We start from the raw sequence: 22428 nt of genomic DNA on the forward strand, positions 1-22428 counted from the left end.
ACTAACGCCCAGTATTAAGTCTCCGCAACCACTGAATTTTATCGCAAAATAAAGCGATAGTTTTAGGATAGGGTCGCGGAGGCTTTTCTTTGTCCACATATATTGAGTTAGAAATTCAAAATTTACTCAATGAGATCGATGATCTTGATCAGGTGGGCGAGCGCCTTATTCAACATCTTGAAGCATCTCCAGATCATTTCACTCAAGATAATATCTACTCTCTTTGTCGCTTTCTTTTGAAAGCAAAATATCCCATCAAGCTTGTGAACTTTGTTCTTCGCTATGTCGAGAATGAACACTTCCCTATTCCTTGGCCGTACTTCCTTGAAGCTTTAGGAATGATTGGTGCGGAGCTTGATGAAAAAACTTTGAAAGCTTTGATCGAAGGCATCGAAGAAGACAACGCAGAATCTGAAGCCGCCAGATCACAAGCGCTTAATAAAAATATCGAGCAGCTTGGCGAATGGCGCAGCAATCGCAAATATAAAATTCATAAAGATTATCTGAACAACAAAAAACTTTTGTTAGAGCAGTTGATCACTCTGCGCACACAGCAGCTTTATGAACAGGAAAAAAATCTTCTCGCGCGTTTGCAAAAACTTTATCCCGGTGATTCTGAAATTCGCAAGGAAGTAAACGAACACAAACAGCGTTATGCTCTTGAGATTTTGCAGCGTCGTTCTCCGAAGGCACGCACCATCAACACCGAAGAATTTGCTCCGAAAGATCCTGAAGTGGAAAAAGCTTTAGAAGCTTTGATGCAAAGTTTGCTTGAGCACGCCGAACAAAATCCAGAGATGTCTTTTGATTTTGCAGTGGCCGCTTTCATGCTTGAAAGCTACGAGACGGCTTTAGAACTTCTTTCTTTCAGCGAAGAGACAACGTCCCTTTTGTGGTTCCGCCTGGAAGTGCTGTTGAAGTGCCGTCGTTTTATTGAACTACTGAATGAACTGGCGCGCATTGAAGTTCTGCTCGCGCATGAACCGGAAACTTTTTTTGCGACCGCTTATTTGCGCGCACAAGCTTTGTGGGGCTTAGGCCAAAAGCACACGGCTATTGAAGTGATGGAAGGCCTGATGGCTTCTCGTCCTCACTATCGTGCGGCAAGTGCTTTGATCAGCATCTGGAGCGGTCAATGAAGCGAGCGTTCTGGATTTTAATCACGCCTCTTGCGGGATTTTTAGTGCTTTGGATTTTGGGCTCCATGGTGATCGGACCTAAGATCGAATCGTGGGCACTGAATAAAATCCAAACGTATTCGGATTCCTCACTCCCCGTCCGCATTCGCGCACAGAATTTAAATCTAAAACTTTTTAAACCTTCGCTGGCTTTAGAAGGTATTGATATCGAAGGCAAAGATGAACTGGCCGAACCGCTTAAGAAAATTCATATCGGCGGCGTTCGTGTTTTTGTCGACTTCTTTCATCTCCTCAGCGGTCGTGTGACTCTCTCAGCGGTGATCATTGACTCACCGGAAGTGGAATTGAATATCGATCCATTTTTAAAAAGCGACACTCCCCCGAAAGAGCTTCCAATGGATGCTCTTTTCAATCAGCTTGAAAAGCTGCCGCTGCAAAGAGTCTTTTTGCAAAACATCCAGCTTCGCGTGACTTCGCAAGATTTGAAATTGGACACCGTTGTTCAAAGTGGTGATCTTCTTTTAACGAACATGGGAAAGAACATCACTGCGAAAGTCGATGTTCCGGCTGTGGCCTTAACGTTGGGAAGTTTTGGAAGCTTCCAAGGATCATTAGACGCGCACTTGTATTTGACCCGTCAATCCTTGCGCATCATTCAACTGGGCGCACGTTTCGACGAATCTGAAATCCTAGCCCGCGGTGAACTCACTCGTTTTAGCGAAATCATGATTAAGCCCTCAGGGCTTTTAGATATTTCAGGTCGCATCAACCTGGCTGATATTCACAAGGAACTTAAAAAAGCCCGTCCACAAATGAAACTGCCAGGGCTTTCCGGCGAAGTGAATCTGGATGTAGAAACTCGTTTCGACGGTTTAGAAAACCTGCGTGGCAAAGCCGATATTACGACGCGCTCTTTGGTGGTCGATAAATTTGAAATCGGCGATGCTCGTATTCAGGGTGAATATAAAGATCGCACCGTGACTTTCTCGGAAGTTAAAGTTCAACATCCGGCAGGTGATGCGACTGTTACAAAATCGCAGATTTCTTTGCGTGATGATTACGAGTTCAAAGCAAAAATCAGTGTTCCTGCTCTGGATCTGCAAAAGCTGTTTCAGTCTTTGGATTTAAACAACATTCCTGTGGGAGCAGAACTTCAAGGAGAACTTCCTTGTGCAGGGCAAATTTATCCACACTTCCAGGTGACTTGCACAGGCGCATCGATCTCAGCACAGAATCTTTGGGTGAAATCTGGAATGAAACCCAAAGATTTAGCTATTTTAAATCTGGATTCAATGAGTGCTCAAGGTCAGGTGCAAGTCACCCCTCAAGCTGTGAGTTATGCGGCGGCTTTGAGTCTTGGCACGAGCACTGGCAACAGTGACGGCGTGATTGATTTTAGCAAAGGTTTTAAGATCAATTTTAAAACCAAAAAACTGGAACTTAAAAATATAAAAAATCTGGCAAATCTAAAACTCGAAGGTTCAACAAGCATCGAAGGATCTACCTCAGGGGACTCTGCCGCAGCGATCTTTGATATGAATCTGAATGCCCGCGATTTTATTTTCGAGGATTTCGCATTAGGAAACTTGATCAGCAATCTCAAATACCGCGGAGGCACGCTGTATTTTGATGATATCGCGGGGGCCGTTAATAAAACTCAGTATTTAGGCGATTTAAAAGTGGATTTGAATCACAACACCCTGGGCGGCGAATTCAGTGCACCGACAGCGGATCTTAACGACATCGCTTTGGTTTTTGCGCGCATTTATAAATTCCCAGTGGATGTTGCGGGTATCGGTGCCGCGAAGGCGCGCGTGCACGGTCCTTTGAACTTTTGGAAAATGAATTACAATCTGGAGTCTGCGTTTAAAAACGTGATGATCGGTCCTGAAAATTTCGACATTCTTAACTTCAACGTCTCAGCGCAAAACGGAAATATCAAAACCGATAAGGTCCTTCTGCAAAAAGGCAATGCCACTTTAGCGGTTCAAGGGGGTATCAGCTCTGAGCAGGTGATGAATCTTTATGCTGATGGAAAAAACTGGAAGCTTGAAGAATCCGACATCATTAGCAAAATCAATTCGAATATTCTTGGAAACTTAAACTTTGCAGCGGAACTTAAAGACTCCGTTAAAAATCCTCAGGTGATGATCAAAGGTGCCGTGACGGATACTTACTTTGAGGACCAGGAGATTCCTAATTCGAATTTCATTCTCACTTTAAATCGCAACAGCTTTGGCGCGCAGCTCAGTCTTTTCGGTGACAAGGTTCAAGGGGAATTCCAACTGCCGTTTGAAAAAGGCAAAGCTCCTTTGCTAGTGAAGATGAAGACCAATAATTGGAATTACTCCTCCCTGCTGGGCCTTATCGGCGGAGCCAATCTTGCCAGTGAGTACAGTTCATCTTTGACTTCCACAGTGGATCTGCGTGCAGATACGGGAGACTTCTTTAAGTCATCGGGAAAGATTCATATCCAGACATTCGCTTTAAAACGCGGGACGCTTTCGACTTCCAATAAAAATGGTCCCATTGATATCACCAGCAACAATGGCGTCGTCGATATTAAAAATTTTCACCTGGAAGGCCCGAACAACAACTTGGTCGTCAAAGGTGAAAACTTCACGGCCGAGGACTTGAATGTGGCCGTGAATGCGCAGATGGACATCCGCCTTTTGCAAATCTTTATGCCATTCTTAGATGATCTAGGTGGAACTCTGCATGCCTCGACAACGGTGTCTGGTTCCATTAAAAAACCTGAGATCTTGGGAAATCTCAATACAGAAAATGCGTTCCTAAAACTCAAGGGCTTTCCTCACCCGCTTGAGCGCCTTTCGATGGAAGTGGTCTTCTCGCAAAGCAAAGTTCTGGTGAATTCGATTCGCGCCAATATTGCTGGCGGAACTTTGACAGGTGACGGTGGCATTTTAATCAACGGCATTCGCGACATTCCGACATCCATTCGTCTGCGCATGGACAATGTCACCTTCAATGTGCCTGACAAAGTTCGCAGCAGTGGAAATGCCGATCTGCTCTTTTCGGGCCGTTGGTTCCCATTCACACTTTCGGGAACTTTCCACGTCAGCAGCGCTTTGGTTGAAAAAGAATTTACGGAAGAGGGCGGCGTCGCCGGAGTTAAACAAAGCGTTTATCTTCCGAAAGTCATTCGTGAGAGTCACTTTGAACCGATTCTTTTAGATCTACAGTTGATTTTGGATCGCAATATTGTTGTGAAGAACTCCCTTATCGATGGCTCAGTGTCAGGTCACTTGCAAGTCAAAGGGGCCCCAAGCAATCCGATCTTGCTTGGAAAGATCAACATGGAAAAGAAATCCAAACTGATCTTTAAAGATAAAGTTTTCGACATCCAAAATGGTGTTATTGAGTTTAATGATCCTGATCAGATCAATCCAAATCTTTATATTACGGCTCAGTCGCGCATTAACGACTACGATATTTCGCTTTTGGCGCAGGGACCTTCAAAAAACCTGACCATTCGCTTAACGAGTGTGCCTCCTTTACCAGAACAAGATATTATTTCATTGATTGCACTGGGCGTAACATCCTCGGCGATGGATCAAAACGTTCAGTCGCGCCAACAAGCAGAGCAACTGGGTTTTGAAATCGGTGGCGCGGTGTTGGCAAAACCGATCGGCAAGGCTTTTGAAAGTGCGACAGGATTTAACTTACAAGTGGGTTCACAATACGACTCCACTCGCAACATCAGTGTTCCAAAGGTCACTGTCAGCCGCCGTCTTTCAGAACGCGTGAAAGTTTCAGGAAGTCGTCCTGTTCGTGATACGCAGTCTTACGACTTAAAACTGGAATATTTTATCAACAACAATTGGACAGCCATCGGTTCTTTTGAAAATCGTGGTATCGAAGACAACACGACTTTGCAATCCACACAACCGGAGGCGCAAAGCATCTTCGGTTTGGATCTTGAGTTTAAGAGGGAGTTCAAATAATGTTCCGTTCTCGAACCCTTTTATCTCTTTTGCTTTTAACCAGTGCTTTGGCCGCTCCCCTTCCGGGCTGGGCGAAGAAGATGTTGAAGTATTCAAATCTTCCGCCCGAGATTCAAACGGAATTGTTAAAAAGATTTCCGCAAGTTGAAAAAGAAAAGCTAACACTCGAACAAATCGACGAAGTGATTCGCTTCTTACAATTGAAACCTCAATTCACTTCAATCCGCGTCATGGATGACGGCAACGGCAGTCCGTATCGTATGGAATTCCTAAGAACCCGCCGGGTGACGAATTTGAAATTCTTCGGCAACAAAGGAATTCCTGACACCGAAGTTGAAAATATTTTCGGTGTCAAAAATGGAGACGTTTTCGATCAGCAGAACTTAATTGAAGGTGCGGAAAAAATTCGTCAGGCCTATAAAGAACGCGGCTACTATAATGCCATTGTCGATATTGAAATGCCTCCCGAAAACGAAGACCTGGTTGGCGTGGCCGTTAAGATCACGGAAAACAAGCAAACCGTAATCCATAACATCGTTTTACAAAGTGCGAATGTAGAACTGAATAAAACTCTGGCAAAAAAACTCAGCAAGTATTTGAATGATCCGTTTACGGACAACACTCTTTCTGAAGTGAATAAAAAAGCGCGCGATTACTTGCGCTCCAACCACTATATCCGTGCGGATATCACGGGCCCTACGACAGAGTTTAGTGCTGACGAGTCTCAGGTGACTCTGTTCTATAGCATTGATAAAACGGAAAGCTATACGTTTGACTATCAAGGATACCAAGGCGTCAAGATCCTCAAAATCCGGGACGTTGAAAAGGCTTTGGATTTGGATAATTTTTATTCGGGCAACCCTGCCGTGGGCACGGAGCTTGGACAGAAAATTCGCGCTTACTACCTGGCGCAAGGCTATGCCCGCGCTGAGGTAAAAGCTGAAGAAACCGAAGGAAAGAATCGCTTTGAGCGCAAAGTGACTTTTTCAATCAACGAAGGCCCTCGCGTTAAGATTCAGAAAATTAATTTTACGGGCCGCTTTAGCAAGAGCGAAAGTTACTATGCGGAATTTATTGAAAAACACAGCTCCCCAGTCGTTAGCGAGCGTTATTACAATAAAGACGATGTCGATACAGGAATTAAGAACTTGGTTTTGGAACTCCAGAACAACGGATTTTTGCAAGCCAAAGTGCTGTCTTCACGCACACAGTACAATAAGGACAAAGACGCTGTCACTATTTACGTGAACTTGGATGAGGGACCTTTGACGGTTGTTGAATCGGTGGAGTTCACCGGGAATTCTTCTTTTAGCAATGAAGAGCTTCTTAAAGTCACTCGTCTGCGCGCGGGGCCGTTGCGTTTAGGCCATATCGAGGAATCAATCGGCCGTCTTAAAGACTTCTACCATGAGCGTGGCTATATCGAGATGATTCTGCTCAATGAAAAAGAAGATCTGGTCACTTATGACGAGACAAATACCAAAGCGTCTTTGCATTTTAAAATCTTTGAAGGACCTCAGGTTCGCGCAGCCTCTATTATTTTAGAAGGTAATAACTTCACCAAAGATTATGTGATTCAAAAAGAGTTAGAGTTCACGCAAGGAGATCTCATCACTCCAAGCAAAGTTGAAGAGTCCATCGCTCGCCTGCAGCGCACAGGATTTTTTAGCTCTGTTGAAATCCGCACTCTGGAAGAAAAAACCAACGTCGCTAATCGCACGGTTTTAGTGAAAGTCTCTGAAAGAGAGCCGGGCCTTTTCACGATCGGGGGCGGTGCAACGAATGAACGAACGCTGACTTTGCGCGGTTACTTGGGTGTGGCCTATCGCAATTTGTGGGGAACCGGTCGCGGAGTTTCTGTTCGTCTGGAAGGAAACTACAATGTCGCGGATATCAAGTTTCTCGAAAGCCGCATCATCCTAGGCTATTTAGAGCCTTATATTTTCGGCACGCGTGTTCGCGGTCGTATTAATTTAGCGCGATCTAAAACTGTGACTGATTATGATCTTCGTAAAATCACCGAAGTGAATTCCACAACTTATTCGCTTGAAAAGGATTTCACGTCCCATGTCTTGGGTATCTGGGATCTGTGGTCTTTAGCGACGATCAAAGACTACAGCTTGGAAGACAAGTTCCCTTCGATCACGCAAGATATCGCGACAACAGGACCGACTTTAGATGTCGACTTCCGCGACAATCCATTTAATCCGACCAAAGGAACTTTCACGCGTTGGAGTGCGGAGTATTCGTCTCCGGACCTAGGCAGCACGCGCACGATTGAATTCTGGCGCAGCACTTTAAGTTTCACGCATTACTGGACAGTGGCGCATTATAAAATGCAACCCGTTGTTTGGGCGAATCAGGTGCGCGGCGGTTACTTAAAAAACTTAAGCGATAACGGTGGCGTTCCTTGGGATAAAAAAGGTTTCACTTTGGGAGGCCAATCAACAATTCGTGGTTACGAAGCTGGAACTCAAGAAGTCTTTCCGAATCGCACGGATCTAGGAATCGGTCCGAATGATTCCACTTATTACCTTAGAACTGACTCCACAATGTATCTGGTGAAATCAGAACTTCGTTTTCCTATTTACGGAAACTTGGGCGGAGCTGTTTTCTATGACGGTGGCTCCGTGCAAATTCAGGGTTTGCATTTCCAAGACAGCTATCGTGATTCTGCGGGATTCGGTATTCGCTATAATACGCCGGTAGGACCTTTGAGCTTGGAATGGGCTTGGAAATTAGACGCGCGCCCAACGGAAGAACCTTGGCGCTTCCATCTGTCGATCGGAACTTTCTAAAAAATTTTTTAGTATAAAAGAGGACGGCAATCAATAATGCAGGCAAAACCCTCAACGGCCTCTTTTTGCATTAAAGGTAAAAGATGAACTCCATCAACGGTGATAGTCACTCTTTCAAGAGAAGCTTTCTCAGTCAGTAAATGTTGATTTGGGACCAAAACGCCCTCGGGTCCCGCAGCCTTGGTAAGGACAGCCCCTACTCCTTGAATTAAAAGATTATCGATTTCTTCATCGCGGATATAAAGATGATTCCAAGGACGACAGTAAAGGTCTTCGATTGTGTAACTGGCGAATTCAAAATAGTTAATTGTTCTGAAAATCTGCGTGTTCTGAGGCGTATAAAACTCAACAACACGACTTTCTTTTTCCACCATTTCGAAAATGGACGGATGGCATTGATAACTAAAATATTCCAAACCTTTTTGAACCAAGAATGCCGAGTCTTTGAGACTGTGGTTTTCCTTATAGACGGACCGACAGACCTCAAGATAGTTTTGCAGGGTTTCAATGGCAGTTTGTTGGCCTTCTTCTGTCAGCTGTTGAAAATAGGACAATCTCGGATGACTATAAGGACGAACCGCCATCCCCTCTTGTTCAATAAACGAACAAAGCTCTTCGCTTAACGCTTTAAACAGTTTCGTTCTCACCAATTCACCTTGCAAAAGAAAATTTCGAATTCATCTGCCAAAAAAACAAAACGAGCGCCATAACTGGAGCTCGTTCCAAATTTAACTCTACAAACTGGTATAAATTAGCGAGCTTTGCTGCTTGCGAATTTGCGGCGAAGATCTTGAGTTACCTCTTGAACCGTCGCATTGAGTGTCACCTCAAAAAGATCATCAGCTGATACTCTATAAAGCTCTCCCAACTTCTTAAGAGCGTTGATTGGAGGATGAGAAACTCCTCTTTCCCAGTTAGAAATAAACTGAGGAGTTGAGTATCCCAATTTGTCAGCCACGTCTCTTTGAGAAAGACCTGCTGCTACACGTTTCTGCTTTAAAAAATCTGCTAACATATTTTTTTGTCTCATGTGCAATCCACCTAATAATAATTAGCTTAAACACAACCAAGGGAACGTGACAAGTATTTGCTTTGAAGGTTTTTCGTTTTTCACGCCTCTAAACAAATACAGTATACATTGTTTGGGTCTAAATTACTTCCTGTTTTTTTGCAATTTCTATGTTTGAGATACGAGTTATTTCATGTTTTCGCGCACGAAATATGGAATCATAGGTGCATGAGCAAATCGGAATATGCCCTCTGGACAGAAAAGTATCACATTACAAGTTTGCTAGTGAATCCGCTGGGACGCCTGGGACTTTATGGCACTCTCAATCTTATCCAGGAGACCGCCTGGATGCACGCCGAGCGCTTAGGTTTTGGAATGCAAGATATGGAAAGAGAAGGCCTTTATTGGGTGTTGACCCGCCAAACTCTGCACATGAAGGAATGGCCTCGATTCGGCCAGAACATCAAAGTACAAACGTGGCTGCGTCCACCTGAGGGCGCTTTTGTGACACGGGAGTTTGCTATTTTGAACGAGAACGACAAGGAGATCGGGCTTTGCGCAACTTCGTGGTTGGCTTTGGATCGCCAAACTAAAAAAATTCTTCCTGCGCAGAACCTTCGGGACTGGGATCATTTAACTTATGAACGTTCTTCAGGTCTGACACCCGAAAAAATTCCCGTGGCTGGCGAATACGAAAAGCTCGCCAAGTACCGTGTTCGTAACTCTGACTTGGATATCAATCAACACGTGAACAACACGAAATACGCCCAGTGGATTCTGGACGCTATTCCTTATGAGTACCACAAGTCTTTGCTGTTAAAGTCCTACTCGGTCAATTTCTTGGCAGAAACTCACTTGGGAGATAAAGTTCAGATTGATCGCAGTCTGCAATCGCCCGATGTTCACAATAATTCTCAAGGAACAACGAACTACAAAGGAGCCCGCGTCGGTGACGATAAGGTTCTATTTACAGCAACGCTGGAGTGGGAGAAACGTTCATGAAAAATCTTATTCCGTTTCATTCTACGAACCGCACGAGTCAGTTTTCCATTGAAGCCGACTGCTTTCAGACAAAACCCACGACTTTGACGATTGAATTTAAAATCACCGGCCCTCTTGAACATATTGTGTGGCCTTCCCCGGGAGTCATTGAATCCCGTGAAGACGGCCTTTGGCAGAGCACCTGCCTTGAGGTTTTTGTCTCTGAAACTCGTGATAAAAATGAACCCTATCTCGAGATCAATTGCTCACCGAACGGCAATTGGAATGCTTATAGTTTTAGCAATTACCGTGAAGGTATGAAGTCTTCCTCGGATATCACCGTGCGTCTGAAAGAGCGCAGCTCCGAAAAGAATGAAGCGTTCTTTCGAATTGAGGTGAACAGCTCTCAGCCATTAAATCCCCGTATTGTGGGGTTAACGGCGGTGGTGGAGTTTTTAGGTGGCGAGAAAAGCTATTGGTCGCTTCGCCATGCGGCTTCTCAACCTGACTTTCATGATAAAAACGGTTGGGAGTAGCCCCGCGACGCACTGAGTGAAGCGGACTCTCCCCGTCTGATTCTTGACCCTTTCAGAGGCCCAAGTTAGGTTCAGTTGTTTTATTTTTAACCCCTGAAAGGACCTTTCATGAAGAAACACACAGTTCGCGTTTATCCTTCTAAAGAAAAGCTTGATCGCAAAGACCAACTTGCTTGGAAAATTGCTGAAATCGCTTCTGACAATGCACCTATCAAAGCTGACGTTACTGATATGGTTATCAACCGTATCATCGACAATGCTTCCGTTGCTATCGCAGCAGCAAACCGTCGTCCTGTAGCTTCAGCTCGTGCGATGGCGATTGCGCATCCTCGCGCTCATGGTGCGACTGTATTCGGTATGCCAAACGATCAAAAATTTGACTGTGAGTGGGCTGCATGGGCAAACGGTACTGCCGTTCGTGAATTGGATTTCCATGACACTTACTTGGCTGCTGACTACTCTCACCCTGGTGACAACATCCCAGCTATCTTGGCGGTTGCTCAACAAATGGGTAAAAACGGTAAAGAACTTCTTAAAGGTATCGTGACTGGTTACGAAGTTCACGTTGATCTAGTAAAAGCGATCTGCTTACACGAATACAAAAAAGACCATATCGCTCATTTGTGCCCTGCTCAAGCTGCGGGTATCGGTACATTGTTGTCTCTTCCAACTGAAATTATTTTCCAAGCGGTTCAACAAGCGGTTCACGTTTCTTTCACGACTCGTCAATCTCGTAAAGGTGAAATCTCTTCTTGGAAAGCTTACGCTCCGGCACACGCTGGTAAGTTGGCAGTAGAAGCTGTAGACCGTGTTATGCGTGGCGAAGGTGCTCCATCTCCGATTTACGAAGGTGAAGATTCAGTTATCGCTTACATGCTTTCTGGTAAAAACGGAAAATACGAAGTTCCACTTCCAGAAGTGGGCGAAGAAAAACGCGCAATCCTTGAGACTTACACAAAAGAACACTCTGCGGAGTACCAATCTCAAGCATTGATCGACTTGGCTCGTAAAATGAAGCCAATGATCAAAAACTTCGACGATATCGCAAATATCGTGATCCACACTTCTCACCACACTCACTACGTGATTGGTACTGGTGCGAACGATCCACAAAAAATGGATCCAAATGCATCTCGCGAGACTCTTGATCACTCGATCATGTACATCTTCGCAGTGGCTCTTCAAGATGGAACTTGGCACCATGTTAACTCGTACGCTCCAGAGCGCGCGAAACGTGCTGATACTGTGGCTTTGTGGCACAAAATTTCTACTGTTGAAGACAAACAATGGACTGCTTGGTACCACGAGACAGATCCAGATAAAAAACGCTTCGGTGGCCGCGTAGAAATTACGATGAAAGATGGTTCTAAAATCGTTGATGAACTAGGTGTGGCTGATGCGCATCCAGCGGGGGCTCGTCCGTTCAAACGTGCTGACTACATCCGTAAGTTCGATACTTTGACTGAAGGGATTATCACGAAACAAGAACGTGATCGTTTCATCGGTCTTGTTGAGCGTCTTGAATCTTTGACTGCTGAAGAAGTTCAACAGTTGAACGTTCAGATTCCTATCGACAAGCTTGTTAACAACAAACGCGATAATAAAGGGATCTTCTAGGACGGAGATCTCGGTGCGGGAGAAGCGGAGGGAGTCCTTTTGGCAAGCTCCGCTACGCCGGCGCGCTCTTCCTTGAGCTCGCCGCCATCGCCCGCTTTCAGCGGTCGAACGCATCACGCTTGGCGGAGGCCTGCTTCGGGAGTTGCCAAAAGGACTCCCTCCGCTCCTCCCCCAACGTTCTCGGTCTACAAATCACGTTTCTTTCGTTCTTTTGAAAACACACTCACGTTAGAAAGTGATACGATGCTGGTGATCTTTCAGAGTTAAATCTTTAAGAGTCACAAAACCGATCTTGAAACTTGGGCCAATTGAGAGATGTGCATTCTAAGTTTTTGAATGCTTATCTTTGAATTAGAAAAATATAACTGATTCACGACTACCGAAGCCACGCGGGTCGTGAGGAAAGATGAGGATACTGTGTTATTCCCAGAAATTACTCCCGCTCAGAAGCGTAAAAATTTTCGTGAAGCCTTAAAATCTGGAAAACTACTTCAATTCCCGGGTTCTTGGTCGCCGCTTGTTAGTATGGCTATTGAAAGAGAAGGATTTGATGGGGTTTATATCTCAGGATCGGTTCTTTCTAATGATCTTGGGTATCCTGATATTGGGTTGACGTCTTTGACTGAAGTCGCTCAGCGTGGTCGTCAGATTTCTCGTACGACGAAGCTGCCTACTATTATTGATATCGACACTGGATTTGGTGAGCCGATGTCGGCGACTCGTACTGTGCAAGAGATGATTGAGATGGGACTTGCGGGTTGCCATATTGAAGATCAAATCAATCCGAAGCGTTGTGGTCATCTTGATGGGAAAGCTCTTGTGACTCGTGATGAAGCGACTCGCAAAGTGGCGGCGGCAGCTCGTGGTAAAAAATTGGATGAAAATTTCCTTTTGATTGCTCGCACCGATGCGCGTGCTGTCGAGGGTATTGATAAAGCCATTGATCGTGCGAAAGCTTATATTGATGCAGGAGCGGATTGCATCTTCACTGAAGCTCTTGAGAATGAAAAAGAATTTGAAACTTTCCGTAAGGCAGTTTCAGTTCCTCTTCTTGCGAACATGACGGAATTCGGTAAAGGCCGCCTTTACACTTATGAAGAGCTTTCTAACCTTGGTTACAATATCGTGATTTACCCTGTGACAACATTCCGTCTCGCGATGGGTGCGACTGTTTCAGGTCTTCACGAGATCAAAACTAAAGGGACTCAAGAAGGTCTTTTGGATAAGATGCAGACTCGTAAAGACTTGTATGCGCTTTCTCGTTATGACGAGTACAACTCTTTTGACACTAGTATTTTTAACTTCACCTTGAAGTAAGAAAAAAGGGAGGCATCAGCCTCCCTTTTTAATTCTGAAGAAGACGTTTGTATCTGTGCGTGGTCATGAGACCCAAAAGCAGCAAAATCACCATGAGCATGTGAATTAAAACATCCGGCGGAGTCCTTGGGCCGACACCTATGGTGATCATGATAATTCCCACGAAAACTCCCAACAGTGCAAATCCTTGCGCCGTCATCGCGAGTCTGTGAGTCCACTCTTTAGCTAAAAAACTTAGAATCAATCCTAATGTTAAAACACCACCGATGACGGTTTCGGCGGTCCCCGCTTTTTGGTGTTCATAGCCGGTTGTCAGAATACCGAAATGGAAAAGAGCCGCCAGAAAAAAGACGACGGCTTCCAGGACTAAAAATGATCGAATCACATTGATCTTCATGGCGACCCCTTTTCATATCTCAAACAAGGTCTTTTAAAAAGGCAATGGATTTCGGTGGCGTTGACATTTCCCGGGATTTTGTCATTTTAATAACTAAGAGGTTTTTATGAAAAGCATCTGTGTGTTTTGTGGCTCCAGTGCTGGCGCTCAGCCCGAGTATATGACTGCCGCACGAAACTTGGGAAAAAATTTGGCAGCAAATAAAATCAACTTGGTCTATGGCGGCGCTAGTGTAGGCCTTATGGGCGCTGTTGCCGACGAAGTTCTTGCCCATGGTGGGCATGTCATCGGCGTGATTCCAAAAATTTTGATGACCAAAGAAGTGGCTCACCACGGACTCACCGATTTACGTATTGTTGATTCTATGCACTCGCGCAAAGCTTTGATGGCCGAACTTTCTGATGGCTTTATTGCCTTGCCGGGAGGCTTTGGAACTTTTGAAGAACTTTGTGAGATTGTTACTTGGTCACAACTGGGACTACATCAAAAACCCATCGGCGTTTTAGATGTGCTGGATTACTACAAACCTCTTAAAGAACTTGTGAACAAAGGTATTGAAGAAAAATTTATTCGTGAACAATACAAAGACCTGGTCGTTTTCGCGAATTCATCAGAAGAACTGCTGCAGAAGTTTTCCACTTACCAGCCGCTGGATGTGCCTAAGTGGATTCGGTCTCCGTCACAAACCTAAAATTTTTGATAGCTATGAAAATAAAAAAGCCAGTAAGATTTTTCCCGACTGGCTTTTTCTTTCTAACGGCTGTGTTTTTTATTAGCAGCCTGAACCTTCCATGATGATTTGGTGAACAACACCGTTTTCAGTGTCCAAAATCATTAATGACGGGAAAGTCACACCACACTGAACGGCGCCCATGGGGGCCACACCGTATTTTACGGATTTGATAGAGCGAAGAACATTGAAAGCTTTATTCAATTTTAAAGTGCCATCGGCAAATTTGATTTTGTCTTGTTCAGATTGCTCGCCTTCTTCCAAAGCGTTCTCTAAAGAGTTTTCGATGTAGCTATAAGCGCCGCCGCGGTCTTCTTCAGCCCACAACATTTCGTCAACACCCCAGGCATTTTTGGTTGTCGCTTCCCAATGGTCGTCAAAGTCTTTTTGGTCTTCAACCATTCCTTCATTTGTCGCAAGTTCGAATAAGATTTTTTTAACATCCGCACCTGGAGTGACTTTGTACTCTTGAGAACCTTCAGCAATAGAAGCCAAAAGATCCGCAGCGTAACGAACACGTTTTTCGATATCTTGGTTTTTCGCAAAAGCCGAAGTTGATACCAACAATGAAAGAGCAATTACTAAGTGTTTCATAAATACTTCCTTTTGTATGGGCGTCTTATACAAAGAAACACTTAGACAATGAAATGAATAAAGCGACATTATATATGCGCCCCAGGAATGGTAAAAAATGCCTCTCTTAGTGGGAGCCCGAGGTGACTTTCAGTCCGATAATAGAGACCAAAAGCAACCCTAAAAAAAACAACCGCGCCGGAGTCGCCGCTTCTTTAAAGAGAATAATCCCTAAGATCGCAGCCCCCAAAGCACCAATTCCCACCCACACTCCGTAAGCCGTTCCAATAGGTAAAACGGTCGCCGCGCGCGCGAGCAAAAACATACTCCCCGCCAAAGCCACGAGAGTAAAAATACTGGCATTTAATTTTGTGAAACCTTCTGTATATTTGAGACCGATAGACCAACCGACTTCAAGAAGACCGGCAATTGATAAGAGAATCCATGCTACTGTGTTAGACATACCAACACTCCTTTCTATTAGAAAAAAGCGTCGTCTTGTCCTAACCGGGTACGTCGCACATCGTCCGGGCATTTCAAAGAATGAAATACAGACTCTATTTAAGCCCTAAGCGCGAAAAAAAGTCAAGGTTCCGGCCTTAAACGAATATATACTCTTAGATGTCTCGTTCCTTGACCAACGCTCGCTGCAAGAATAGGTTTCGCTCATGCAAAAGCTCAAAGTTTTTCTTTCAGATAGTTTTAATCCTCATCTTAATCTTGCCACCGAAGAATGGATCTTTCACAACCTCGATCCTTCTCAACAAGTTCTTTTCCTGTGGAGAAATGAAGAGACGGTGGTCATCGGAAGAAATCAAAATCCATGGTCTGAGTGCAATCTTGCACAAATGAAAAACGACAATGTTCACCTTGCCCGTCGCACGACTGGCGGTGGCGCTGTATTTCATGATTTGGGCAATACGAATTTCACTTTCTTATCGCCGAAAGAGGCTTATAAGCGCGACAACAATGTTCAAGTGATCTTCAATGCACTTAAAAACTTCGGCATCACAGGTGAAGCTTCCGGAAGAAATGATTTACTGATTCCATTCCATGATGGCCCCCGCAAATTTAGCGGCAGTGCTTATCGGGAAAAGAAAGACCGTGCGTTTCATCATGGAACTTTGCTTTTGCACACCGATCTCACGCGTCTTGGAAATTACCTGACTCCGAATCCTAAGAAGCTGCAAGCCAAAGGCAAAGAGTCTGTGCGTGCGCGCGTTGCCAACCTCAACGAAGTTTCTGCAAACATCAAGCACGATCAAATTGTTGAAACCATGGTCGCCGCTTTTGAAGAATTTTACGATGCCAAAGCCGAAATCGAATCTTTGACGATGGAAAGCTTAAAACGCATTCCAGAGCTAAAAGCTCAGTACGACACCTTAAGCTCGTGGGAATGGTTGTACGGAAATACTTTGGAATTCAATCATAAGATGGACGAGTATCTGTCACTCGGTTTCTTTGATTTCCAATTCCAAGTTGAAGATGGAGTTATCAAAGAACTTAAGATCTTCACCGATTGCCTGTATCCGCAATTGATTGAAGATTTAACTATGAGTATGCGAGGTCAAGCGTATCGCGGCGAAACAATTCGCCAAGCTCTTGCAAAAGCCCGCGAAAAGTTTGCCGATCTTTCTGCGGGACTGACAGAGCTCGAACAGTGGCTCTGCCGCCAGATCGAAATTTAAATGCAGGTCACTGTGACAGTGTGGCTGTGATCGCCATCAAAACTGGAAAACTCCATAGCACCTTCATTGTTTCGCAGTCTCTTAAAATCACCAGCGGTCATAACTACAGTATGCGTGTGACCGCTTCCATTGTCTTCTAGAACATAAATCTTATCCATGCCCGCGTTTATATCTCGAATTGGAATCACCAGTGTGTGGTTCGTCGCATGCACTTGCTGTATATCGACAACCGTTCCGCTTTTCAGACAACTCGCTCCCGGTTTAGTTGGAGTTTTTCCGGGAGGATTTGTTTCTTCCGGATCGCTGCTGTTGTTTATGCTTTTTGAACTGCCACCGCAGGCGTCTAAAATGGCTGCACCGAAAGAGAGGGCCAAAATTTTAACCGAGGTCCCTAAAAAGTTGCGACGATTCATAAAGGCTCCTTGGTTTGAAACCTTTTTTTATTTTCGGTCTCTCTGAAACAATCGCAACCTGTAATCTCACAAGACTTTGTTAAAGTGACGGAGTTCTTCCCCCATCGACAGGCAGATTAATACCGTTAATATACGAAGCCGCAGGGCTCGCTAAAAATGCAATCGCCTCCGCCATTTCTTGTGGCTCCCCGATTCTTCCTGCGGGAATTGTTTTCTTCCAGTTTTCTTCGACCGCCTCAACAGAGGTTCGTGTGGCTGTCGCTGAAGAGCCCATCAAAGAACGCAGCCGGTCGGTGCGGATGTAGCCAGGCAAAACATTGTTTACTGTCACACCAAAAGGCGCGAGTTCTCCGGCTAAAGTTTTTGACCAGTTCGCCATGGCACCACGGATGGTATTTGAAACTCCCAAACCTGGAATCGGATTTTTGACAGAGGTCGAAATCACATTAATGATTCGCCCGTATTGAGATTTCTTCATGGAAGGCAATAGCGTCTGCACCAGAAGATGAGACGCAATCAGATGCGCACGCAGAGGAATTTCAAATTCAGTGATATTGGCTTCATGCAAAGGCCCGCCTTTGGGGCCGCCGGTATTGTTGAGGAGAATTTGCACGGACTCTTGTTGAAGCAACGGAAGAATATCGGTTTGAAGTTTGTCGGTGTTTGCAAGATCGATGACAAAACTTTTGTGTCCTTCTCCAGGCAAAGAACTTAGAAGAGCTTTTAATTTTTCTTCCGTTCTTGCTAATGCAAGAATTCGTGCGCCTCGTTCAGCTAAAAGTTTCGCGGACGCTTCACCGATACCGCCCGAAGCGCCACATACGACTGCTGTTTTACCTTGCAAGCTCCAAGAGTTCATTCACTCCCCCAAGTCAGATATTTGAAGTCTATCACTTCTCAATATCATTCCTTACTTTAGGAGTGATTTCATCTTATTTGACTCTTTTCAGATTGCGGCACTCATATTGTTTGTAAGTACGAGTTCCGTCTTTGGCAAATTCGTGGTCAAAGTACATGTTTGCAGCCAGGACTTTTCCCGTTCCGTTGCTGGCGATTTTCACTTCGATGGAAGACTCTTTGTCCATCTTCAACATATAGGCATGGAAACCGTCGCGATAAAGATAAGGCTTCGTCACAGAAACCGTGTATTGAGCTTTGCGGGCATCACCTGTGTTAAAAGCTTCTGGAACTTCCACTTGCATCGTTTGGATTTCGCCTTGGCTCACATTCAAAGCCACCGCGCAGGCTCTTTGGTTTAAAGACAATTTTTTGCATCCCAAATCCGTCGCAAAAACTCCGCCTGTGTCAGCACATTGTTTGCGAGCAGCCACAGTTCCGTGGAAAATCATTGTCTCGGCCCAAGCTCCCTGAGCGAACAACGTAATCAAAGACTGCAGTAAAATCACCTTCTTAAACATAAACGCCTCCTGATAATGAGTTCGCCAGGAATAAAAGCAACCTTCATTCCCTGGAGAACTCAAACTGAGGCTACTTAGGCCAAAAAAATCGCTAACATTTTAGGCACATGACGAAGAGGGGCCGCTTGTTCGCTTACACTACTGGCAATAGACGCAGGCGTAACCAACAAAATCGCCGGCTTTATCATGGTGCTCAGTGCACGCGTTGGCGTAAGAGGCACAAGCTGAACAATCCTGAACCTGAACGCTGGAGCACGTGCCGCTGACTTTGACATTTAAAAACAAGGGGCGTCCTCCACGTGGTGGGCAATCCGGGCCTCTTGGCGGGTTGGGATTTGGGTTGCTTCCGCAGGGTCTGCCATTACAACAGTCTCCCGGAACACAAGCTATGGCCGCTTGAGATTCATAACCTGACATCATGAGTACAATGGCCGCAAAAGCCGGAATAAATATCTTCATGGATCCTCCTAGGACCTCACCTTAGCGGGCGTTGCCGTCTTTGGCTGTTGACTTTTATGCACTATCAAATTTACTTTTCGTCAACATTATGGCTTTTCAAATTCCCCTAGATGATTGTTTGGTTGTTTTAGAATTCCGCGATGGCTCTTCCTTAAGAGACGTGGCGGCACGTCTTAATCTAGACCCTTCTGCTTTAGTCAGAAAGGTTCAAAGAATTGCCGCTGAACATGAATTGCTGGAAAAAATCAAAGGCCGTTGGGTGTTGACGGCCAAAGGTCATTTAGTGAATCGCTGGACGGAAGACACTTTGATTTCCCAGCAGCGCCTGTTGGATACCAAACCGCAATTGCGAATCGGCACCAGCATGTGGCTTTCTGAACAAGTGATTGTGCCTTACTCTGCTTGCTTAAATCGCGACACCGGCCACAAATACAATTGGTTGATTCTCACCCCGAACCGTCATTTTGAAACAGAGCTTCTAGAGGGCACGTGCGATTTTATTATTACTTGTGGAGCACCTGTGGACCCGCTGATTGCGTATAAAAAAATTCTTCCGGAAGAATGGATCGTGATCGTTCCCAAAACCTGGCAGAAAGACTTTAAAAATCTTAAAGACGAAAAACTGCTTCAAGCTCTTCGTAAAAAAAGTTTTGTGCGACACATAGACATCAATGCCGAAGAGTTTTTAAACTTTCCGGAGAGAATGGAAAATATCTCGGTCAGTGTTGATAACCTGATCGGTATTCGCTCTGCCGTCGCTAAAGGTTATGGGTGGAGTCTTGTTCCTCGGTTGGCGGTATTAAAAGAGCTTCGCGCTCAAGAAATCGTTGAGGTCTCGCTCTCGGAACTTCAAGGAATTAAAAATAATCATTTAAGTCTTTGGTGGTCGCGCGCGCGTAAAGAACATCAACAACTGGCGCCGACGCTCCAGCAATGGCTTTTAAGATCCCTTCAGGATTCTTAGGTCTTAGGTCCTCGTTCCCCCACCCGTCGTCGAACGGCGATTTTCGCCGCGCCAAGCAAAGTCGCTTTTGCGCTGTCCATCTATTGACCGATGCCAAACCCCAAGCTAGCTTGAACCATTCATTTTTACATACATTACGCGCCGCACTTCGAAAAGGTACGGCGTACCCATCTTCGGAGGAAAAATGGCTGAATATATCAATCCAGATTACGTTCCAGAACCAGAAAAAATGAACGTGAAAAAGGGTCTTGAAGGCGTTGTTATGGATACGTCTTCTGTATCTAAAGTAAACCCTCATACAAATTCTTTGATCTACCGTGGTTACCCAGTTCAAGACTTGGCTGAAAACTGCTCTTTCGAAGAAGTGGCTTACTTGCTTTACAATGGTGAGTTGCCAAACGCTTCTCAACTTGCTGACTTCACGAAAAAAGAGCGCGGCTACCGTGAGATCTCTACAACTTTGTTGAATGTGATCAAAGCTCTTCCGCAAAAATGTCACCCGATGGATTCTATCCGTACGGCAGTTTCTTTCTTGGGAACTGAAGACGCTCGTATCTGGGATGCGACTCCGGCGACAAACATGGACAAAGCGATTCAATTGTTGGCAAAAATCCCAACTATGGTTGCTGCTGACTACCGCTTCAAAAAAGGTTTGGATTTCATTCCACCAAAAGCGGATTTGTCTATCGCTGAAAACTTCTTCCACATGTGCTTTGGTAAAGTTCCACAAAAAGAAGTTGTGAAGGCTTTCGACGTTTCTTTGATCCTTTACGCTGAACACAGCTTCAACGCTTCTACTTTCACAGCGCGTGTTGTGACTTCAACTCAATCTGATATCTACTCTGCAACTGTAGCAGGTATCGGTGCATTGAAAGGTCCTTTGCACGGTGGTGCGAACGAAATGGTTATGCACATGATGAAAGAGATCGCGGATCCTGCAAAAGCGGAACAGTGGATGCTTGATGCCCTTGCTCAAAAGAAAAAAGTCATGGGCTTCGGTCACCGCGTTTACCGCTCTGGCGACTCTCGCGTTCCAACTATGAAAAAATACGCACAAGTCATGGCTGATGTGACGGGCGAGCAAAAATGGATGCAGATGTACTCTGCGTTGGAAAAAGTTATGGTTGAGAAGAAAAAAATCTACCCTAACTTGGATTTCCCAGCGGGTCCTGCTTACTACATGATGGGCTTTGAGATCGACTTCTTTACTCCGATCTTCGTGATGGCTCGTACAACAGGCTGGTCTGCTCACATCATGGAGCAAGCTGCTGACAACCGCATCATCCGTCCTCTTTCTGAGTACGTGGGTGCTGAACAACGTAAAGTAACTCCTCTCAGCGAACGCAAATAGGAAATTACTTAGCAATGAGCTTGAAAAGCCTCTGCCGAATGCAGGGGCTTTTTTTTGCCGTTCGCAAAACTTATTCGAATGATTCTTTCAAGAATAAAACCTGACATCCCTCCGGTTTTGAATTTAGTTAAGCCCACAATTCAAAACAATGGAGATCATATGATGAAAAAGTTAATTGTTATGGCTGCAATATTTGTCGGATCTTATGCTTCCGCTCAAGTCGGTGAAGCCACTGTGTCTTTGGATTTTCCAACTCCGAGCCAGTGGGCTCTTGGTATGGTGAACATGGCTTGTGGTTCAAGCTTCCATGCGGATCAGGGCTATGTAGGCACGATCACAAGAACGGATGACGGTGTTATCTATAAAGTTTTTGCTGACGGCGAAGTCGTAGCCCGCGCTCACGCTTCGTCGACATCGATTTTCGCTAGAAAAAAATGTTTTTAGTTTTTAGGAAGGGCGCTCTCAGCGCCCTTTTAGTTTTCGGCAATGGAAATCATTTTGTGATCGAATTGCATGCGTTCTTGATTGTAAGACGCTAGAACTTCGCGAACAGTTTCTATGGAGTCTTCTTCTTTGCTTAAGTGTTCAAGGCAAGACTTGGTAACACTCAATGAAAGCAGATAATCACTTTTGCGAATCATATTTTGAAAATCGAATTCTCGGAGCTTTGCAAAGCCACCTTTTTCCCGACGCATTTTTAGAATCGAAGTCATCGCTTTTAAATGCGCGATCATATCTTTTGAGTATTGAGTTTTCATAGAGTCAATATCAACTCCACGGCGCCAACGATCAAAGCCACTCATCGACGAGACCGCAAGAAGATGCAAAGACTGCGTATCCAATCTTTCCGCCCAGCGTTTTGCGGACTGCATATTCATCTCAAGCATTTGGCGCTTGGGCATTTTGTAAACAGAGACGCCGCTTATCGGCTGTCTCATTGCGAGAGAACGCTGCTGAACTCCAACAAGAGTGAGTTCCGCTGCTAAAATCGCAAACGCCACAAATCCCAAAGCCGCTGTTCGTAAAAATAAACGCATTTTATCTGTCATACAAAGTATCCAATACAAAGTGCG

General features: G+C 44.9%; 22 protein-coding genes and 1 riboswitch. Of the genes, 12 read left to right on the plus strand and 10 right to left on the minus strand.

Annotated elements, in window-relative coordinates; genetic code table 11:
* Positions 1 to 89 precede the first annotated feature (89 nt).
* From ACLSSO_RS11925 to ACLSSO_RS11935, 3 genes are read left to right on the plus strand one after another with little or no spacing between them, the layout of a single operon-like run.
* Positions 90 to 1139, plus strand: coding sequence for a hypothetical protein (locus ACLSSO_RS11925; protein ID WP_413942929.1), 1050 nt, complete (start codon positions 90 to 92; stop codon positions 1137 to 1139).
* On the plus strand, positions 1136 to 5104 hold the full coding sequence (locus tag ACLSSO_RS11930) for a translocation/assembly module TamB domain-containing protein (protein ID WP_413942930.1): 3969 nt from the start codon (positions 1136 to 1138) through the stop codon (positions 5102 to 5104). Before ACLSSO_RS11925 ends, ACLSSO_RS11930 begins: the two co-directional genes overlap by 4 nt.
* On the plus strand, positions 5104 to 7902 hold the full coding sequence (locus ACLSSO_RS11935; RefSeq protein WP_413942931.1) for a POTRA domain-containing protein: 2799 nt from the start codon (positions 5104 to 5106) through the stop codon (positions 7900 to 7902). The genes ACLSSO_RS11930 and ACLSSO_RS11935 overlap by 1 nt, the downstream gene beginning before the upstream one ends.
* Positions 7903 to 7910: 8 nt before the next feature.
* Here ACLSSO_RS11935 and ACLSSO_RS11940 read toward each other — a convergent pair whose 3' ends face one another.
* The gene (locus ACLSSO_RS11940) at positions 7911 to 8549 is read right to left on the minus strand and encodes a hypothetical protein (protein ID WP_413942932.1); all 639 of its coding nucleotides are present in this window, start codon (positions 8547 to 8549) and stop codon (positions 7911 to 7913) included.
* Between the two features lie 104 nt (positions 8550 to 8653).
* Positions 8654 to 8932 carry a helix-turn-helix domain-containing protein gene (locus ACLSSO_RS11945; RefSeq protein WP_413942933.1) on the minus strand — a complete coding sequence of 93 codons (279 nt, stop codon included), beginning with the start codon at positions 8930 to 8932 and terminating at the stop codon, positions 8654 to 8656.
* 207 nt (positions 8933 to 9139) lie between these two features.
* On the opposite strand from ACLSSO_RS11945, the gene ACLSSO_RS11950 reads away from it, so the two are divergent.
* The 4 genes from ACLSSO_RS11950 (at position 9140) to prpB (ending at position 13362) form a co-directional block, all read left to right on the plus strand.
* A complete protein-coding gene (locus tag ACLSSO_RS11950; protein ID WP_413942934.1) occupies positions 9140 to 9913 on the plus strand; it encodes an acyl-[acyl-carrier-protein] thioesterase in 774 nt (257 codons plus the stop codon).
* Positions 9910 to 10428 carry a hypothetical protein gene (locus tag ACLSSO_RS11955; protein WP_413942935.1) on the plus strand — a complete coding sequence of 173 codons (519 nt, stop codon included), beginning with the start codon at positions 9910 to 9912 and terminating at the stop codon, positions 10426 to 10428. The genes ACLSSO_RS11950 and ACLSSO_RS11955 overlap by 4 nt, the downstream gene beginning before the upstream one ends.
* Positions 10429 to 10536: 108 nt before the next feature.
* Positions 10537 to 12045, plus strand: a complete 1509-nt coding sequence (locus tag ACLSSO_RS11960) for an MmgE/PrpD family protein (protein WP_413942936.1) — start codon at positions 10537 to 10539, stop codon at positions 12043 to 12045.
* A 417-nt stretch (positions 12046 to 12462) separates the two neighbouring features.
* The gene (prpB, locus tag ACLSSO_RS11965) at positions 12463 to 13362 is read left to right on the plus strand and encodes a methylisocitrate lyase (RefSeq protein WP_295899954.1); all 900 of its coding nucleotides are present in this window, start codon (positions 12463 to 12465) and stop codon (positions 13360 to 13362) included.
* 28 nt (positions 13363 to 13390) lie between these two features.
* Here the strand turns inward: prpB and ACLSSO_RS11970 are convergent, their stop codons facing one another.
* Complete coding sequence (locus ACLSSO_RS11970; RefSeq protein ID WP_413942937.1) at positions 13391 to 13759, minus strand: hypothetical protein; 369 nt, start codon at positions 13757 to 13759, stop codon at positions 13391 to 13393.
* Between the two features lie 106 nt (positions 13760 to 13865).
* On the opposite strand from ACLSSO_RS11970, the gene ACLSSO_RS11975 reads away from it, so the two are divergent.
* Positions 13866 to 14450, plus strand: a complete 585-nt coding sequence (locus tag ACLSSO_RS11975; RefSeq protein ID WP_413942938.1) for a TIGR00730 family Rossman fold protein — start codon at positions 13866 to 13868, stop codon at positions 14448 to 14450.
* A gap of 81 nt (positions 14451 to 14531) precedes the next feature.
* On the opposite strand, the gene ACLSSO_RS11980 is transcribed toward ACLSSO_RS11975, so the two are convergent.
* Both ACLSSO_RS11980 and ACLSSO_RS11985 read right to left on the minus strand, forming a co-directional pair.
* The gene (locus tag ACLSSO_RS11980; protein ID WP_413942939.1) at positions 14532 to 15083 is read right to left on the minus strand and encodes a hypothetical protein; all 552 of its coding nucleotides are present in this window, start codon (positions 15081 to 15083) and stop codon (positions 14532 to 14534) included.
* A 106-nt stretch (positions 15084 to 15189) separates the two neighbouring features.
* The gene (locus ACLSSO_RS11985) at positions 15190 to 15525 is read right to left on the minus strand and encodes a DMT family transporter (protein ID WP_413942940.1); all 336 of its coding nucleotides are present in this window, start codon (positions 15523 to 15525) and stop codon (positions 15190 to 15192) included.
* Positions 15526 to 15549: 24 nt separating this feature from the next.
* A riboswitch (guanidine-III (ykkC-III) riboswitch) is annotated at positions 15550 to 15616 on the minus strand.
* A 114-nt stretch (positions 15617 to 15730) separates the two neighbouring features.
* Between ACLSSO_RS11985 and ACLSSO_RS11990 the strand changes: the two genes are divergently transcribed.
* Entirely contained in the window at positions 15731 to 16750 is a 1020-nt protein-coding gene (locus tag ACLSSO_RS11990; protein WP_413942941.1) for a lipoate--protein ligase, read from the plus strand.
* On the opposite strand, the gene ACLSSO_RS11995 is transcribed toward ACLSSO_RS11990, so the two are convergent.
* The 4 genes from ACLSSO_RS11995 to ACLSSO_RS12010 form a co-directional block, all read right to left on the minus strand.
* Positions 16747 to 17163 carry a hypothetical protein gene (locus ACLSSO_RS11995; RefSeq protein WP_413942942.1) on the minus strand — a complete coding sequence of 139 codons (417 nt, stop codon included), beginning with the start codon at positions 17161 to 17163 and terminating at the stop codon, positions 16747 to 16749. The two genes, ACLSSO_RS11990 and ACLSSO_RS11995, sit on opposite strands and share 4 nt — an antisense overlap.
* Before the next feature lie 79 nt (positions 17164 to 17242).
* Positions 17243 to 18022, minus strand: coding sequence for an SDR family oxidoreductase (locus tag ACLSSO_RS12000; protein WP_413942943.1), 780 nt, complete (start codon positions 18020 to 18022; stop codon positions 17243 to 17245).
* Positions 18023 to 18095: 73 nt separating this feature from the next.
* Positions 18096 to 18581, minus strand: coding sequence for a hypothetical protein (locus tag ACLSSO_RS12005; protein WP_295899941.1), 486 nt, complete (start codon positions 18579 to 18581; stop codon positions 18096 to 18098).
* A gap of 138 nt (positions 18582 to 18719) precedes the next feature.
* Positions 18720 to 19040: a hypothetical protein gene (locus ACLSSO_RS12010; protein ID WP_295899939.1), complete on the minus strand. Its 321-nt coding sequence runs from the start codon at positions 19038 to 19040 to the stop codon at positions 18720 to 18722.
* Positions 19041 to 19158: 118 nt separating this feature from the next.
* Between ACLSSO_RS12010 and ACLSSO_RS12015 the strand changes: the two genes are divergently transcribed.
* The 3 genes from ACLSSO_RS12015 to ACLSSO_RS12025 all read left to right on the plus strand — a co-directional run bounded on the left by ACLSSO_RS12015 (position 19159) and on the right by ACLSSO_RS12025 (position 21799).
* Positions 19159 to 20004 carry a LysR substrate-binding domain-containing protein gene (locus ACLSSO_RS12015; RefSeq protein WP_413942944.1) on the plus strand — a complete coding sequence of 282 codons (846 nt, stop codon included), beginning with the start codon at positions 19159 to 19161 and terminating at the stop codon, positions 20002 to 20004.
* A 184-nt stretch (positions 20005 to 20188) separates the two neighbouring features.
* Positions 20189 to 21355 carry a bifunctional 2-methylcitrate synthase/citrate synthase gene (locus tag ACLSSO_RS12020; RefSeq protein ID WP_413942945.1) on the plus strand — a complete coding sequence of 389 codons (1167 nt, stop codon included), beginning with the start codon at positions 20189 to 20191 and terminating at the stop codon, positions 21353 to 21355.
* A 159-nt stretch (positions 21356 to 21514) separates the two neighbouring features.
* Positions 21515 to 21799 carry a hypothetical protein gene (locus ACLSSO_RS12025; RefSeq protein WP_295899934.1) on the plus strand — a complete coding sequence of 95 codons (285 nt, stop codon included), beginning with the start codon at positions 21515 to 21517 and terminating at the stop codon, positions 21797 to 21799.
* 29 nt (positions 21800 to 21828) lie between these two features.
* Here ACLSSO_RS12025 and ACLSSO_RS12030 read toward each other — a convergent pair whose 3' ends face one another.
* The gene (locus ACLSSO_RS12030; protein ID WP_413942946.1) at positions 21829 to 22404 is read right to left on the minus strand and encodes a hypothetical protein; all 576 of its coding nucleotides are present in this window, start codon (positions 22402 to 22404) and stop codon (positions 21829 to 21831) included.
* Positions 22405 to 22428: the final 24 nt, after the last annotated feature.

Source organism: Bdellovibrio sp. HCB-162 (genome assembly GCF_047344985.1).
In the GTDB taxonomy this organism is placed as follows: Bacteria; Bdellovibrionota; Bdellovibrionia; order Bdellovibrionales; family Bdellovibrionaceae; genus Bdellovibrio.